Genomic DNA, 15663 nt, shown 5'->3' on the forward strand with positions numbered 1-15663 from the left:
GAAATGTCATGTTTGGCAAAAGTGAAGACCGGGACGACTATCAGGCGATCGCGCGTCCGGTAGGAGGGATGGCCCGCGATCTGCCGGACCGTTTCTTCATCGATTTCCACGAGCATCGACGTGGTCAGCTGATTTATGCTTACACGGGATCGATTTTCGTCACGGCCGAGGGCGGCTCGTGGGTCGTGCCGCCTCAACGGGCAGTATGGGTGCCGCCTCGCGTACACCACTGCATGCAGGCCATCGGTCGCACCGAGATGCGCACACTCTACTTCGCCCCGGAGCGCACGCCGATCGATACGTCGCGATGTTGCGTCGTGTCCATATCTCTGCTTTTGCGCGAGTTGATTGCTTCGGTGGTGGCTATGTCTGTCGATTACGACGAAATGGGCCGTGATGGACTCGTCGTCGAACTGCTCTATCAGGAGATCAAGCCGCTGCAGATCGAGCCCCTTCATTTGCCCATGCCGGATGACGAGCGTATTGCACGCATTTGTCGCTGGATCGTTGCCAATCCGGCGGAAGAAACCTCCGTCGAATCCTGGAGCAAGGTTGTTGGAGCCAGCGAGCGGACCATCATCCGCCTGTTTGCCAGCCAGACGCGAATGACTTTCACACGATGGCGACAGCAGGCTCGCCTCCTTGCGGCCGTGCGGATGCTTGCCGATAAGCGCTCCGTCACGGAGATCTCCTCAACGCTCGGTTATGAGAGCCCAAGCGCATTCAGCGCAATGTTCCGCAAGGCGCTCGGATGCAGTCCGAGTGCGTTCTTCAGGCCGATTGAACCGTGAAGGATTGGCGTATCCGCGATAGGAAACGACACATCCGCGATAGCGTGACTGTCGTGTTCTCTTCAGAATGATTGCCACACCGCCCGGTTGTGGCGGCGTACTGGAGAGAAAATGACGATCGACGAACGAATTCGGGCAGTGGGTCTCACGGTGCCGGACCATGCGCCGACACGCGCTGCATTCAAGCCATTCAATCAGCAGGGAAACTTGCTGGTCGTCTCGGGGCAGTTGCCGCTTCGCGACGGCAAGGTGCAATGGACCGGTGCCGTGCCGGAGGCGGTCTCCGTCGACGATGCCAAAGCGGCGGCTCGACTACGTGTCCTCAACGTTCTCGGGTATGTGCACCAGGCAACCGGGGGCAATCTGGAACGCGTTACGAAGGTTCTCAAACTCGGGGGCTACGTCGTCACGTCACCGGGCTTTGCCGATGCTCCGTCGATCATCAATGCGGCGTCCGAATTGATCACTCAGATATTCGGTGACCGTGGTGAACATGCACGGATCGCGATCGGTGTGGCGAGCCTTCCGCTCAATGCGCCGGTGGAAGTCGAAGCAACGTTCATACTGGAAGACTGATACGACCGGCAAACACGATTGCGCTGACGTGCTCGCCGCATTTCAGTCGATGGAAAAGGGTGATGTTGTTGAACCAACTGGATACTATGAATCCGCAATTCCTGAACTCGCAGATGCGTCGAGGTGACCTTGCGTGGACCGACTGGCCGTCGATACAGGCGTTCCTGAAAGACGAACTGATCTGCCGGGTGGCCGTGCACGACGCACCTTACCCCTACATCGTCGCGCAAAGCTTTACCTTCACGGGCGACACTTTTCTCGTTCATTGTTCGCGCTTCGGAACCTTCGCGCAAAAGCTCCGCGAGAATCCCAATGTGACGATCGAGGTGGACAGGCCGGTCTCGCTACTCAAAGCGCCGAAAGGGCAGAACACCAGTCTCGAGTACTACAGCGTCATTGCGCGTTGTACTGCGACTATCGATCACGACACGGACGCCGTCATTCGTCACCAGAATCTCGCGCTCGACAAATTTCGACCGGAGAAGGACTACTCGGCGATCGAAAGCGCGGCGGCCGATCAGATCATCGCCATTCGTTGTGTGGTCGTCGAGATGACCGCAAAGAAGCGGATTCTGGCCGACGGGCAATACTCGCCGCCAGGGCAGCCTCGCGCGTCGTATCTAAGATATCCGTTTGCGGCGGGGGCGACGATCTCCGGACTTTCTCCGGACGCATTCGACCCGGATCGCTTCGCCAGGCGTGACCACGACGATCCGTGATTTCGCACGCACGGCCGAAGCGCTCCGCGCCACCGGCTTGTCTGTTTCTTCCGGTCGCGTGGAGATGGCGCGTGCGTTCCGTTGTCCGCGGGTGTGCCGATGTTGTATAGTCCGTTTACGTATCCGTAAACCTGTTCAACTTCGATGAGCGGCAATGAACAAGAAGACCCGCGTCGTCTCCATCATGTCGGCACTGTCGATCAAGCCGCCGCGTCGCCCCCGCCTGCAGGTTCCCGCTGACAAGATTGGCGAGCGGTTGCGCACACTGCGCCAGTCGCGAGACCTCACGCTGAATGAGGCAAGCCTGCTGACGGGTGTGCCTGCAGCAACGTTTTCGCGTATCGAGACGAACAAAATGTCGCCGACCTTCGGCATGCTGCACCGGATCATTGAAGGCATGGGATTCGACTGGCGCGACGTGCTGACCAACCGTCCGCGCAGCAATAATTCGCTGAGCGTCTGTCACACAGACGACATCGTCACGACGCGAATCGCAAACATTCCCTATGAATACGCGTTGCTGCACCGCGATAGTTCAATAGGCATGGTCACGTTGCGCATGCAGATCGAGGCGCGTACGCTCGACGAAGCAGGGGGGCTCGCCGCACACGAAGGCGAAGAATTTTGTTACGTGCTGTCCGGCGAACTGGAACTGCATTTCGAACAGGATGAGCCGACGCGGTTGCGTGCGGGAGAAAGTGCCTTGTTTTCGTCGCATCGACCGCACGCATACGTGGCGCCGCTCGGTGCGATGCTCCTCGTGGTGTTGACTCCCCCCGGATACGCGCAACAGAAACCTGCTTCGCCGTAGCTTGTCCTCGACAACATGTCCGGGTTCATTCTGGCGATGTGCTTTTCAATGTGCCGCCGAAGCCGCCGCCGCCGAATCCTCACCGCTCGATCGCTCAGGCTTGGTGATCCAGATCAGCGCAATCAACGCGACAAAAATCGCCGCCGATAGATAAAAAAGATCGTTCACGCCCAACTGCGCCGCTTGCTGCGTTGCCATGCTATTGAACAACCCGTAGCCCTGTTCCTTGCTGAACCCCGCCGCGCCGAATTGCTGCATCGACGCATTGAAGTTTGGGTTGTACAGGTTGGCCTGCTCGACAAGCTGCGCATGATGCACGCTTGACCGGCGATCCCATGCGGTTGAAAAGATCGACGTCCCGATACCGCCGCACATGATCCGCACGAAGTTCGATAATCCCGATGCCGCTGGAATCCGGTTGCCCGGCAAGCCGGACAAGGTAAGCGAAACCAGCGGAATAAAGAATCCGGCCATGGCGACGCCCTGAATCAACGTGGGCAACATCAGCGTGAAGGAGTCGACGCCTGTGGTGTAGTGCGAGCGCATCCACAACACGAGCGCGAAGACGAGGAACGCGCCCGTCGCGATCTTGCGTGGATCGATACGCGGCAGGAATTTGCCGAGCACGGGCGAGAGCAAAACCGCGAAGAACCCGACTGGCGCGAGCACGAGGCCGGCATCGGTAGCGGTATAGCCGAGATCTGTTTGCAACCACAGCGGCAACAACACGATATTGCCGAAGTACAAGCCGTAGCCAACCGCCAGCGCGATCGTTCCGCCCGTGAAATTGCGCAGCTTGAAAAGCGAAAGATCAATGGCCGGATGTTCCTCGGTCAACTCCCACACAATGAAGAAAGCGAGCGCGATCGCCGCGATCAGCGTCAGCACCACGATGGTCGTCGAATTGAACCAGTCGAGGTCCTTGCCTTTGTCCAGCATGATCTGCAGCGACGTGACCCAGATAACAAGCAGGCCAAGACCGACTGTATCGATGGGCGCCTTGCGAATGACCGAATCGCGTTCACGGAAGATCGCAAACGTGGCGATCGCGGCAATGACACCCACCGGAATGTTGACGTAAAAAATCCATGGCCAGGAAACGTTATCGGAGATCCAGCCGCCGAGGATCGGGCCCGCGACGGGCGCGATCAACGTGGTCATCGACCACATGGAAAGCGCCAATGGCGCCTTCGCTCGGGGATAACTCGCGAGCAGCAAGGTTTGCGAAAGGGGGATCATCGGGCCGGCGACCGCCCCCTGGAAGACGCGTGCGGCGAGCAGAAAGGGAAGGCTCGGTGCGAGCCCGCACAGCCACGACGCGATCACAAACAGCACGATCGACATCGTGAACAGTTTCACTTGCCCGAGGCGCTGCGTCAGCCAACCGGTGAGCGGCACGGAGATGGCATTGGCCACCGCGAACGACGTGATCACCCACGTGCCCTGATCCGACGCGACCCCGAGGTCACCGGAGATCGTCGGAATGGACACATTGGCAATCGATGAATCGAGCACGTTCATGAACACGGCGAGCGACACCGCGATCGTGCCGATCACGAGTTTGGCGCCGTCCAGCGGAGCATGAACTATGTTGGGTTGAGACATAGGAATCGTTCCGTGAAGTTTTGAAGGACGCTTATGCCGGTTCGACGAGGTCTCGCTTTCTCGAGAGCCGAATGTTGTCCTTCGAGGTCTTCTGCGAGCTGCCGCTGACGTCTCTGCGGCCATTTCTTGTAGCCGGGTCCGGCGTGCCTTCGTTTGCCGCGATGATGCGCGCAATGTCGACATCGGCCTTATCGCCGTACCTGGCGAACACATCGGTCTGGTACACGGTGCTCGGCGCGGTGCTCAGTTGACCGCCGTTCTCGTCCTTGATGGATACATCCACGTTCATCGACAAACCGATTCGCAGCGGATGCTTCTCCAGTTCCCGTGGATCGAGCGCGATGCGTACCGGCAGACGCTGCACGACCTTGATCCAGTTACCGGTCGCGTTTTGCGCCGGCAACAGCGAGAACGCCGAGCCGGTTCCGGCCGAGAAACCGATCACCTTGCCGTGGAACACGACGCCTGAGCCATAAACGTCAGCCGTCAATTCGACCGGCTGGCCGACGCGCATGTGCGTCAACTGCACTTCCTTGAAGTTGGCATCGATCCATACGCCGTTCAGCGGCACGATGCCCATCAGCGGCGTGCCTGGCGAGACGCGCTGGCCAACCTGCACCGAACGCCTGGCGACATAACCCGTCACCGGCGCGGGAAGCGTGTTGCGCGCGAAGTTCAGGGCTGAATCGCGGACCCTGGCGGCCGCCGCGAGTACCGTCGGATGATTCGCGACGGTCGTGTTCGACGTCAGCGAACGGTTCGATTGCAACGCCTGTTGCGCGGCGTTGAGCGAGGCTTGCGCGCCGCGCACGGCGTCGCGGGCATGAGAGATCTCCTCGCCCGAGATCGCGCCGGTTTGCGCAATCGTCAGGCGGCGGCGCAGGTCGTCCTGGGCACGCGACAAATCCGATTGACGCAGCGCGACTTGCGCCTGGTATTGGTTATCGTTGACGAAGAGCGTGCGGACCTGGCGTACCGTCTGCGCGAGATTCGCTTCGGCCTGGTCGAGCGCGACCCTGGCGTCGGCCGGATCCAGGATGACAAGCGGATCGCCTGCCTTGACGGTTTGCGTATCGTCCGCATTCACCGAGATCACCGTGCCGACCACTTGCGGCGTGATCTGCACGATGTTGCCGTTCACATACGCGTCGTTGGTGATTTCGTGGAAACGCTCGACCAGGAAGTAGTACAGCCCATAGGCAACCGCCGCGACGATCACGACCAGCACGATCAGGGACATCAGCACGCGGCGCGTGGCGTTGCTGGTGTTGCTGGCATTGCTGGTTTGGCGCGCCGGTGCCGGTGCGGCATTGTGTTGAGAGTCGCTCATGAATAGCTCCGTATTCTCTGTCTTGAGTTGCTGCTAATCGATTCGATGCGGTCGGATTCAATCGGCGGTCTTCGCCGCTTGCCCGCCGACGGCAAGATGGGTGTCGGCGGTATTGAAACCACCACCCAGCGCCTTGATCAGGCCAATCTGAAGATCGCGACGCTTCATTCGCAAGTTCGTCACGGTTTGCTCGTTCGACAAGCGGCTCTGGTCGGCGCTGAGCACCTGCAGTTGTGGCGACAACCCGGCCTTGTACCGGATCACGGCGAGCTGGTAGGCCTGAGTGGAGGCGTCGAGGGCGCGCGTCGCATCGCGGGTCTGCTGATCGGCCGAACGAATCGACGCAATCTGCGTCGCCACATCGTTCAGCGCGTTGATCAGCGTCTGGTTGTAGTTCGCGACGTCGAGATCGAAGTCCGCGTAACGGCCCTTCAACTGGGCGCGCAACGCGCCAGCATCGAAGATCGGCAAATGGACGGCCGGCCCAGCGTTGGACTGACGGCTGCTCGAGGTGAAGAACCGGCCCCAGCCGAAGGCATCGAAGCCCGCAGCCACCGACAGATTGATATCGGGGAAAAACTCGGCCCGGGCTTCCCGCACGTTCGATGTCGCCGCTTCGACCTGCCAGCGCGCCGCGACAATATCCGGCCGGCGCGCGATCAGGTCGGCGGGCACGTTGTCCGGTAGCGCGACCCCGATCGTCGAGTTCAGCACTGGGTTCGCTATGGTCAGGCCGCGATCTGGGCCTTGACCGAGCAGCGCGCCAAGCTGGTAACGCGTCGTCGTGATCTGGCCGTCGAGCCCGGAAAAATTCGTCTGGCTCGTGGCGATATTGCCTGCGGCCGTGCGGATTTCGACGTTGGTATCGAGTCCCGCCGCCACGCGGCTGTTCGTGATGCGCGCCACGTCGGTGCGGTTTTCGACTTCGCGCCGGGCGACATCGCGCAAAGCATAGAGCAGCGCGAGCTGGTTGTAGGTCTGCGCAACCGATGCGGCCAGCGTCACACGCGCCTGCTGCATGTCCGCCTCGGCGGCTTTCTGCTGTGACACTGCCTGATTTAGCCGCGAGCGGTTCTTGCCCCACAGGTCCAGGTCCCACGAAGCACTGACGAGCGCATTGTTCTCGCTAACCCAACTGCCGCCATACGGGGGCGGATAAAGGCCGTTCGCTGAGAAGCGCTCGCGACTCCAGGAATACGAGCCGTCCACTTTCGGGAAAAGACCCGCACGCGAGCTTTCCATGTAGGACGATGCCTTTGCGATTCGGGCTTGTGCCTGCGCAATCGATGGACTGCCCGCCAGCGCTTCATCGATGAGCCGCGGCAATTGCGGATCGCCGAACTGCTTGGCCCAGTCGAGCGACGGCCACTGACCGCCTTGCGACGGCACGCTTTGCGTAGCCTGCAATGCCTCGTTCCGTGGCTCGGTGATCTGTTTGTCACTGTTGATGCCGGCGTAGTTGGCACAGCCCGCCAGGACCAGCACCATGACGATTGAAGTAAGGCTTGTTTGACGTTCCAAGATGAATTCGATTCGACATTAACAAGCCTCAAGATTAAAGATGGGACGTGCGCATGAATCTGTTGATAGTGACAAAATACTTCTAAATACGGTCAATTCAACAATGTCGATCTTTCGCGTCACGCTGAAGGACATCGATCCTGACGAGATGTTTTAGCCGGCGGCTGCCAGATTCCGCTTCCACGTCGAGGCGCTGCAACCGAAGCTGGCCTGGAACCATCTGGAAAACACGCTCAGGCTGCCAAACCCCAACGCTTCGGCTGCCTGGGTCAATGACACGGCTTGCACGCTGAGTAGTCGTTTCGCGGTGTCGCACCGTACGTGCTGTAAAAGCCCGGAGTACGATAGTCCCTTGCCCGCGAGTCGCCTGTGCAGGGTGCGCCGATTCATTCCAAGACTGGACGCGAGGGTGTCGACGCTGCATCGCGAGTCGCGCAACTGTTGATGCATGAGCCACTCAACGCGTGCCTCGAAATTTTCCGGCGAATGATTGAAGGTTTGCTCGAGCAAGGTTTTCGCGTGACGTCGGAGTGCGGCGGACGAGGCGACAACTTTCATGGATAACGCGTCGCGACCGAGCAGGATCCCACTGACCACCTGGTCATACCTGAGTTCGCATCGCATGAAATTGCCTTGCAATTGCGTGTGGGCGGGACGGGAGTGTTCCTGACAGACTGCATCGGGTTGCCAGTCCTGTCCGACAAGCCAGCGAATCATCTGGACGATTCCGCAGGCACAGTATTCCATGACTTGTATCGACGGAATCTCCGACTCGATCCTGAACGTCAGCAGCGGTTTTTCAAAGCGTTCGTCGAGATCGATGAAGATGCCGTCGCAGTGGCGATGCAACTGCGTCGAATACGTTTGCAGCGCATCTCCTAGCGTTTCCTCTTCCCGCAACAGAAGACTGACCAGCCCATAGTCGGGAACACCGCGGGCGATCGCGACGCGTGCACCGAAATCGGTACGGGCGGACGCGGCAACAGACAAATCCAGAAGCCTGATCCATGCATCCAGGGGAATCAGGCTGTCGGGACTTGCAGCGATATCGCTGCTCAATCCGACTCGAGCCATCAGCGCTTTACCGTCAATGCCAACGTCGCAGGCGGCTCGCAGATAGCCATGCAACGTGGCGCTTCTGACGACTCGCTTGCGCATAACGGTGGTTCCCTCGCGAATGGTTGACATGTCTCACATTGAGACGCATGAGTCACAAAATGTTAATTGAAACGCGAAGAGTTTGCCCGACGTGACTAATCAAACGAACAGATTCCGGATCCGATGGGGTTGAGAGCGAAGATACTGATTGGGTGCCTTGATCTGAACGCCAAAGTGAGCAGCCGCATGCCAGGGCCATCGGGGGTTGTAGAGCACCGCTCTCGCGAGCGCGATCAGGTCGGCATCTCCCGTGCCGAGGATTGCCTCGGCTTGCTCGAATTCGGTGATCAGACCAACGGCGATGACCGGCAGGTTAGTCGCCTGTTTCACCGCGCGCGCAAGGGGAACCTGATAGCCGGGCCCAATCGGTATCTGCTGTGCCGGGCTCGACCCACCACTCGAAACATTGACGGCGGCGCAGCCTCTCCGCTGTAATGCGTCGACAAACGCAATAGTCTCCTCGATGGACCATCCCCCTTCCACCCAGTCGGTTGCCGACACTCGCATCGTCACGGGGCGGTCATGCGAAAACGCGTCCCGTACGGCCTCGAAGACCTCCAGCGGAAACCTCATGCGGTTTTCCAGCGAGCCGCCGTACTCGTCTGACCTCTGATTTGAAAGAGGCGAGAGAAACTCATGGAGCAGGTAGCCGTGCGCACCCAGAATCTGAATGAATGCCAGGCCAAGCCGGGACGCTCTTCGTGCAGCGCTGGCGAAGGCGTTGCGGATCGCAGCCAGACCATCGCGATCCAGAGCAATCGGCGGTATCTCGCCGGACGCGAACGCGAGCGATGAGGGCCCATAGGTTGGCCAGCCATTCGGCTGCCCGGGTGAAATCTGCGCGCCACCTTCCCACGATTTTTGTCGTGAGGCCTTTCGCCCGGCATGGTTGAGCTGGATCCCTATCGGCATGTCCGACCAGCGCCGAACGCCGCGCAGTACTCGCGCCATGGCGGCTTCGCAGTCATCGGAATAGAGTCCTACGTCACCGGGCGTGTTGCGTCCTTCGGGTGTAACCGCGGTTGCCTCGATCGTTAGCAGGGCCGCACCTGAACTGGCCAGTTGCCCCAGGTGGATCAGGTGCCACTCGTTCATCTGCCCGTCTTCGGCCGAATATTGGGCCATCGGGGCGATGACGATGCGGTTATCTAACTTCAAATTGCCGATTTGAATCGGACTAAAGAGGATCGGGCGACTCATGCTAGCTCCATGCGGCGCCCGTTTGGGCGCTGTCCATGTCTTTGGGGGGATGTCAGAGGAGGGGTTAGGGATGAGCGACGGAGCAAGAGGCCGCTCAGGCGACGGCTCTTCGCGACGGCAGTCGCCGCTCAACGATGTCAGGCATGCTTCAGCAGGATCTCCGCTACTTCGCGTGCCTTGTTGATCATCAGGTCATGCCCGCCATCTAATGAATAGACGTGACTTCCAGGAAGATCGCGTTGGGCCTCGTACCACTCCGGAATACGGCTCGGTATGCCGATATCCTTCGAGTTGTAGATAAACACTTTTTTCGGTACTTTTTTGAATTCGCCGATGAGAGAAAGTTGTTGCGTGAAGCAGGCCAACGGGTGCGACGTTAGCTTCGAATCTGCCCACGCCTGATGTACTTCGTCAACGCCAAATACTTTTGAAGGCCAATTCGGAACCTGCGTGCCGCCAAGCGAGGCGCTGCCTTCGGTCCACGGCAATAGCAGATTGGGCAGCAACGAAAAGAGCGAGTCGCCATCTTTTTCTGGAAGTGGACCGTCGAGGTAAACAAGCGAGGCAATCCGGTCATGCAGCAGATCGGCAACGCCGGTAATGACAAGACAGCCGTACGAATGGCCGCAAAGCACAACATCATCGAGATCTCGCCACTTGATGAGGTTGACGATATCAAGAATATGGGTTTCCAGATTGATTGGACCCAACGTCGAAAGATGAGAGCGCTCCCCGACTCCCGTTAGCGTGGGCGTGAGTACACGATGGCCAGCATCTTCCAGCGAGGGGCGGACCTTGTCAAAACACCAACCCCCATGGAAAGCGCCATGAACGAAGACAAAATTTTTCATAGTAGATGGAACCTCTAGCGTTAAGCATTGCGGAACGCGCCGACGTATAGGCCGCACATCGCGCTACATTCTTCCGGAGGGTTGATCTGTTTTCTCGCCCAGATCCAAGCCGATCCGAATTCAGCAATCGAGTGTATCGGCATTGGATTCTTCCTTTTGACATTACGGGACATGCATTTTGCAAATTAGGACAGTCTGCTTGAGGTGATCGCCCAGCGCATCGCCCGTCATTGTCGCCGCAGCGCTCGTTACGCCTGTGTGACCGAATAGCGGGTTTTCCCGTACCTCGGCAGGAATGTCTGTTTTTGGTGATAACTCGACTTTTTATCGGAATTTCCCACGAAGCCAACTGGCATAGACTCGTTCATCAGGTACCGTTGTTCGAATACGTGTTGCAGCGGAAATCGCTGTACTGGCCGAAAGCTGGGGTATGAACTTCAAGGTACCTGGGCCTTAAGTGAAGAGGAGACCTTGGTCATGAACGTTGCGCTGGATCGGATTGACCTCAGCATCCTGAGCGAACTTCAGGAGGATTCGAGTCTGACGAATCTCGAACTGGCGGCTCGTGTCAACTTGTCGCCCTCTCCGTGTCTCGTCAGGGTGAGGAATCTGGAGCGTCTCGGTGTGATCAGCCGGCGTGTTGCTGTCCTCGACGCATCTCTACTCGGCCTGGTGGTGATGGCCATCGTGGAGATTGGTCTGGAGCGGCAGGGCATGCATGCGCGGGAGAGTTTCGCCGACACGGTGAAGGGCATCACCGAGGTCATGGACTGTTTCATGATGACGGGGCAAACCGACTACTTTCTGCGAGTGGTGGCCAGGGATCTCGTGGAACTCGAACACATCATCACGCACAAGTTGACATCACTGCCCGGCGTGGCCAGCGTTCGCTCGAACGTCGTCCTTAAAAGACTGGCAAACAAAACGACGCTTCCGATCGACACCACGCGGCCTATCCAGATTCATGCGATGCCGCTGGCGTCGTGATCGCGACCGTTGGCGACTGCTGCGGAACTCAAAAAGGTGTTCGGATGAATGACGTTGCATCAACCTTGAAGCCGCTGGATTTGCGCGAAGATATCTCGACGGCGTCGGAAATCATCGAAGAAGCTAGAGCCGGCCGCATGTTCATTCTGGTGGACGATGAAGACCGCGAGAACGAAGGCGACCTGATTATTCCCGCCCAGTTCGCCACACCTGACGCGGTGAACTTCATGGTGAGGCATGCGCGCGGTTTGATCTGCCTTGCCATGACCCGGTCGCGCTGTGAATCACTGGGTCTTAACCTGATGAGCCGGATCAACGGATCGCGGCACGAGACTGCTTTCACGGTGTCGATCGAGGCGCGTGATGGCGTGAGTACGGGCATCTCCGCAGCCGACCGTTCCCGCACCATTTCGGTTGCCATCAATGCGGAAATGGGCCGCGACGATATCGTCTCTCCCGGCCACGTTTTTCCGCTGATGGCGCGCGACGGCGGCACCCTCGTGCGCGCGGGCCATACCGAGGCCGCAGTCGATATTGCGCGTCTGGCCGGGCTCGTGCCGGCCGGTGTGATCTGCGAAATCATGAACGACGACGGCACCATGGCAAGGCTGCCGGACCTGGTCCGTTTTTCGCGGCGGTACGCGCTGAAACTGGGCACGATTGCCGACCTCATCGCGTATCGCCGACGAACGGAAAAGCTCGTGGAGGTGGTCGAAAACGGTAGTTTCACCGAGCCGAACGGACGTTACTGGCGCATTGTCGTCTACCGGAATCGGGTCGATCAGGTCGAGCATATTGCCTTTGTGATCGGTGACCTGCGGGGAAGCGATCCGGTGCTTGTGCGCATGCATGCGGTGGACACCCTGAACGACATCATGGGAGGCCATCACCTTGCGTCTTTACGCGGTGCCGCACAGTTGTTGGGAAACGAGAACCGTGGCGTCATCGTGCTCATTCGTGAGTCGCGTCTCGCGGCAGTGTCGGAACGTGTGCGCTCCATGATGCACCCCGAGCCCGCGGAGCCGGCACTGCGCGATTATGGAGTCGGTGCGCAAATTCTCGCCGACCTCGGCGTGAAGAACATGATTTTGCTCTCCAATCATGAGCGAACGATTGTCGGCCTGGAAGGCTACGGTCTGAACGTAGTGGAGCAAAGAGGAATAGAGCGCATCAGGGACTATCAGGAAGATTGAATCTATCGAGAATGACCGTCAATTCGACGCAGGTTCCCGCTTTACTGACAGATGATGCGTCGATTCGATCAGGGCTGGGACGCTTCTATTTTTTCCACCCGGAATTTTCCGGGACTTTGCCCCATGATCTTCTTGAACATGGTGATGAACGAGTTGGGACCCTCATAGCCGAGTTCGATCGACACCGCGTGAACGGAGGCTCCCGCCGAAAGACGCTGCAGCGCGATGATGATGTGCAGGCGTTCGCGCCAGCGTCCGAATGTCATGCCCGTTTCGCTAAGCACCAATCGCGCGAGTGTACGTTCGCTCATGGCATAACGACGTCCCCATTCCGCGATCGTGCTGCGGTCGGCAGGATTGTCGAGCAACGACGAAGCAATCTGTTGTAGCCGATGATTATCGGAGATCGGGAGAAAGACGTCGTCAGGCGCGAGTTGGGTGAGTTGATCCAGCAACACGCCGGCGAGCCGGCTTGTCGGTCCTTCTTCCGGATAGAAGGGCGACAGCCTGGCCAGTGAGCGGATCAATTCGCGGATGAGCGGCGTAATCGTGAAGCTGCGACATTCGGTGGGCATGTCGGCCACGTTGGGCGCGATACAGATCACGTACAGACTCGCAAAATCTGACGCATGATTGCTGTGAGGAACGCCTCCCGGAATCCAGACAGCGCCATCGGGCGGCACGATCCACCATCCGTTCGGCGATCGGCACATGACCGAGCCCTTCAACGCGACCACGAGTTGCCCCTTGCGGTGGACGTGCATGGGCAACTCGTCCTCTCTTCCTTTTGTCTGAAGAAGGACGGCTATTACCGGAGAATCTATGGAGTCCGGATCGAACGGGTGGTAGTCGATCGCTACTTCGTCTGTCGCGACTGGGGATGCGGCAGGATGGGTGTCAGACGTTGCTGGGTCCACGGTTCACTCGCTTTTGCGCTGATCGTATTGCCTCATTCAGTTCATGAGTCGCCGTTCGCAGTGCAACGTTCGGCGGGGCATCTGAATGACGCGATTTTAAGCTGCCGGATTAGTGCTGGTGCAAACAATTCAAAATTAAATTTCTCTCACCTCCGCCTACACTAAACAGACAAACAAAGACGAGTCATCACGAATGAACACCGACGAACTTATCCTCACAAACATCAATGCCAACCTCGTGCAGCTTACGATCAAACGGCCACCGGCGAATGCTCTCAGCGAGACATTGATTGCGGCATTGATGTCCACCTTCAGCCGGTTCTCCCGACAATCCGTGCCACCCGGTGTGGTTCTTACCGGAGCGGGGGAGAAGTTCTTTTGCGCTGGCGGCGATATCAACGAAGTGGCGAACCATGAACTCGCTGTGTCCCGCATGGAGGCGTTCAGCGCGTTTCTGTGTCAGATCGAGCAGTACCCAGGTCCACTCGTGTGCGCGGTCAATGGATATGCCGTCGGTGCGGGATTCGAAATTGTCCTGCATGCGGATTACGTCGTCGCATCGCCCGAATCCCGGCTGGGATTTCCCGAGATCAATCACGGCCTTCTACCGGCGGCAAAAGGGATGCGTCAGGCGGCGTCTCTGCTGGGTTATCGCGCCGCACGCTCGCTCCTGTTTTCAGGTGCGCTGATTTCCGCCGAGCATGCACTCACAATCGGCGCGGTCGACGCGATCTCCGCGCGAGAGGACGTGCTCGCTCAGGCGATCGTCCAATGCGGGCAGCTTTGCGACAAGGATCGTCAACTCTTTGGCGCAATCAAACAAACGCTCCGCCAGAGCCCGCAAATGACGGACGACGCTTTGCTACAGTTGACTCTGAGCGACCTTCGTGGATATCTCGACAATCCGAAGACCGCCGACGCCAGAGCTCACTTCCTGACACGCAACAAGAAGGTGGAATCGTGAGCAACTTCCAGCAATCGGACACGCTTCATCTCACGCGCATGACGTATGAAGACGTGTCGTCCGCATTGGCTAACGGGTTTGACGGCGTAATCATTCCTTGCGGGGCCGTCGAGCAGCACGGGCCCCATTTACCCTTGAGCATGGATGCCGATCACGCGGCTGCTCTCGCGGTGGAAATCGCCACGTTGTTAGGACGAACACTGATCGCGCCGACCATTCAGGTGGGATGCTCCAGGCACCACATGGCCTTCCCCGGCACGATTTCGTTGCAGGAGCAAACTTACGCCGCGCTTTGTCACGATTACTGCACAAGCCTCGCGAAGCATGGATTCAGGCGCATTTATCTTTTCTCGGCCCACGTCGGCAACTTTAATGCGCTACGTACCATGCTCCCACGTTTGAGAGACGCGGTCGGCCCGGCGACCGAGGTGTTCGCCTATACGAATCATGAAGCGTGGCTTCGCGAGTGGCGCGTGGCAGTTGAAGAGGCCGGCGGCGATCCGGAGTCCGTGGGTGGGCACGCCGATATTGCTGAAACCTCTCTCATGATGCACCTTCATCCCGACAGTGTTCGGCGCGGACAACTGGTGGCAGGCCACGTTGGTTTCCTGACGACCGAGCAATTGAATCTGATGTGGAAAAACGGCATTGCCTCGATATCTCGCAACGGTGTGCTCGGCGACGCACGAGGATCGTCACGCGAGATCGGCGAGACCTGTCTGAATGCTACCGCCAGACTGCTAGCTTCGGCGTTCGTGGCCGAATCGTCGGGAGATGCGGCTGACGTTCCGACACCCGGTTGAACGTTTGACAGCATGATCTGCGGATGAGCACGATGTCGCCGCGTAAAAAGAATAAAAAATGCTGTGGGATCTGCGGCAATATTTCTACACGATAAAAACGCAATTTCGAATGCGGAAGTATGAAGAAATAGATAAGTATAACTATTGTCTTTAACAAATTGTAATTCAGAGATTCGGCACATCGGCGATGCCCGTCATCTAACCGAAGGTCCGCGTGCGGAATTTTGTGCGCGCCAT

The 15663-nt window shown here is 58.5% G+C and carries 15 protein-coding genes; 8 read left to right on the top strand and 7 right to left on the bottom strand.

Features of this window, described 5'->3' with window-relative positions:
* The first annotated feature begins 8 nt into the window (after positions 1–8).
* The 4 genes from B0G83_RS04915 to B0G83_RS04930 all read left to right on the top strand — a co-directional run bounded on the left by B0G83_RS04915 (position 9) and on the right by B0G83_RS04930 (position 2897).
* Positions 9–791 carry a helix-turn-helix domain-containing protein gene (locus B0G83_RS04915; protein WP_105506257.1) on the top strand — a complete coding sequence of 261 codons (783 nt, stop codon included), beginning with the start codon at positions 9–11 and terminating at the stop codon, positions 789–791.
* A gap of 111 nt (positions 792–902) precedes the next feature.
* Positions 903–1367, top strand: a complete 465-nt coding sequence (locus tag B0G83_RS04920; RefSeq protein WP_105506258.1) for a RidA family protein — start codon at positions 903–905, stop codon at positions 1365–1367.
* A 62-nt stretch (positions 1368–1429) separates the two neighbouring features.
* A complete protein-coding gene (locus B0G83_RS04925; protein WP_258167696.1) occupies positions 1430–2086 on the top strand; it encodes a pyridoxamine 5'-phosphate oxidase family protein in 657 nt (218 codons plus the stop codon).
* A 154-nt stretch (positions 2087–2240) separates the two neighbouring features.
* Positions 2241–2897, top strand: a complete 657-nt coding sequence (locus B0G83_RS04930) for a helix-turn-helix domain-containing protein (protein WP_105506259.1) — start codon at positions 2241–2243, stop codon at positions 2895–2897.
* 45 nt (positions 2898–2942) lie between these two features.
* Here the strand turns inward: B0G83_RS04930 and B0G83_RS04935 are convergent, their stop codons facing one another.
* The 6 genes from B0G83_RS04935 to B0G83_RS04960 all read right to left on the bottom strand — a co-directional run bounded on the left by B0G83_RS04935 (position 2943) and on the right by B0G83_RS04960 (position 10562).
* Positions 2943–4502, bottom strand: a complete 1560-nt coding sequence (locus B0G83_RS04935) for a DHA2 family efflux MFS transporter permease subunit (protein ID WP_105506260.1) — start codon at positions 4500–4502, stop codon at positions 2943–2945.
* 31 nt (positions 4503–4533) lie between these two features.
* Positions 4534–5832, bottom strand: a complete 1299-nt coding sequence (locus B0G83_RS04940) for an efflux RND transporter periplasmic adaptor subunit (protein WP_105506261.1) — start codon at positions 5830–5832, stop codon at positions 4534–4536.
* 57 nt (positions 5833–5889) lie between these two features.
* Positions 5890–7320 (bottom strand): efflux transporter outer membrane subunit, encoded by a 1431-nt coding sequence (locus tag B0G83_RS04945; protein ID WP_105506262.1) that lies wholly within the window; start codon positions 7318–7320, stop codon positions 5890–5892.
* Positions 7321–7506: 186 nt separating this feature from the next.
* A complete protein-coding gene (locus tag B0G83_RS04950) occupies positions 7507–8541 on the bottom strand; it encodes an AraC family transcriptional regulator (protein WP_105506263.1) in 1035 nt (344 codons plus the stop codon).
* A gap of 69 nt (positions 8542–8610) precedes the next feature.
* Entirely contained in the window at positions 8611–9711 is a 1101-nt protein-coding gene (locus B0G83_RS04955) for an NADH:flavin oxidoreductase/NADH oxidase (RefSeq protein WP_105506264.1), read from the bottom strand.
* Positions 9712–9848: 137 nt separating this feature from the next.
* Positions 9849–10562, bottom strand: coding sequence for an alpha/beta fold hydrolase (locus B0G83_RS04960; RefSeq protein ID WP_105506265.1), 714 nt, complete (start codon positions 10560–10562; stop codon positions 9849–9851).
* Between the two features lie 477 nt (positions 10563–11039).
* Here B0G83_RS04960 and B0G83_RS04965 point away from each other — a divergent pair, with 477 nt between their 5' ends.
* The gene (locus B0G83_RS04965; RefSeq protein ID WP_105506266.1) at positions 11040–11549 is read left to right on the top strand and encodes an Lrp/AsnC family transcriptional regulator; all 510 of its coding nucleotides are present in this window, start codon (positions 11040–11042) and stop codon (positions 11547–11549) included.
* Between the two features lie 44 nt (positions 11550–11593).
* On the top strand, positions 11594–12742 hold the full coding sequence (gene ribB, locus B0G83_RS04970) for a 3,4-dihydroxy-2-butanone-4-phosphate synthase (RefSeq protein WP_105506267.1): 1149 nt from the start codon (positions 11594–11596) through the stop codon (positions 12740–12742).
* Positions 12743–12810: 68 nt separating this feature from the next.
* Here the strand turns inward: ribB and B0G83_RS04975 are convergent, their stop codons facing one another.
* On the bottom strand, positions 12811–13659 hold the full coding sequence (locus B0G83_RS04975; RefSeq protein WP_105506268.1) for a helix-turn-helix domain-containing protein: 849 nt from the start codon (positions 13657–13659) through the stop codon (positions 12811–12813).
* A gap of 193 nt (positions 13660–13852) precedes the next feature.
* Between B0G83_RS04975 and B0G83_RS04980 the strand changes: the two genes are divergently transcribed.
* The gene (locus tag B0G83_RS04980; RefSeq protein ID WP_105506269.1) at positions 13853–14623 is read left to right on the top strand and encodes an enoyl-CoA hydratase/isomerase family protein; all 771 of its coding nucleotides are present in this window, start codon (positions 13853–13855) and stop codon (positions 14621–14623) included.
* Positions 14620–15426, top strand: a complete 807-nt coding sequence (locus tag B0G83_RS04985) for a creatininase family protein (protein ID WP_105506270.1) — start codon at positions 14620–14622, stop codon at positions 15424–15426. The genes B0G83_RS04980 and B0G83_RS04985 overlap by 4 nt, the downstream gene beginning before the upstream one ends.
* Positions 15427–15663: the final 237 nt, after the last annotated feature.

It is taken from the genome of Paraburkholderia sp. BL21I4N1 (genome assembly GCF_002973525.1).
Classification (GTDB): Bacteria; Pseudomonadota; Gammaproteobacteria; order Burkholderiales; family Burkholderiaceae; genus Paraburkholderia.

Coding starts and splice junctions, on each gene's coding strand:
- B0G83_RS04945 (WP_105506262.1), bottom strand. CDS start 7,320: ATGGTGCTGGTCCTGGCGGGCTGTGCCAACTACGCCGGCATCAACAGT.
- B0G83_RS04920 (WP_105506258.1), top strand. CDS start 903: ATGACGATCGACGAACGAATTCGGGCAGTGGGTCTCACGGTGCCGGAC.
- B0G83_RS04955 (WP_105506264.1), bottom strand. CDS start 9,711: ATGAGTCGCCCGATCCTCTTTAGTCCGATTCAAATCGGCAATTTGAAG.
- B0G83_RS04960 (WP_105506265.1), bottom strand. CDS start 10,562: ATGAAAAATTTTGTCTTCGTTCATGGCGCTTTCCATGGGGGTTGGTGT.
- B0G83_RS04965 (WP_105506266.1), top strand. CDS start 11,040: ATGAACGTTGCGCTGGATCGGATTGACCTCAGCATCCTGAGCGAACTT.
- B0G83_RS04950 (WP_105506263.1), bottom strand. CDS start 8,541: ATGTCAACCATTCGCGAGGGAACCACCGTTATGCGCAAGCGAGTCGTC.
- B0G83_RS04930 (WP_105506259.1), top strand. CDS start 2,241: ATGAACAAGAAGACCCGCGTCGTCTCCATCATGTCGGCACTGTCGATC.
- B0G83_RS04935 (WP_105506260.1), bottom strand. CDS start 4,502: ATGTCTCAACCCAACATAGTTCATGCTCCGCTGGACGGCGCCAAACTC.
- ribB (WP_105506267.1), top strand. CDS start 11,594: ATGAATGACGTTGCATCAACCTTGAAGCCGCTGGATTTGCGCGAAGAT.
- B0G83_RS04925 (WP_258167696.1), top strand. CDS start 1,430: ATGTTGTTGAACCAACTGGATACTATGAATCCGCAATTCCTGAACTCG.
- B0G83_RS04980 (WP_105506269.1), top strand. CDS start 13,853: ATGAACACCGACGAACTTATCCTCACAAACATCAATGCCAACCTCGTG.
- B0G83_RS04940 (WP_105506261.1), bottom strand. CDS start 5,832: ATGAGCGACTCTCAACACAATGCCGCACCGGCACCGGCGCGCCAAACC.
- B0G83_RS04915 (WP_105506257.1), top strand. CDS start 9: ATGTTTGGCAAAAGTGAAGACCGGGACGACTATCAGGCGATCGCGCGT.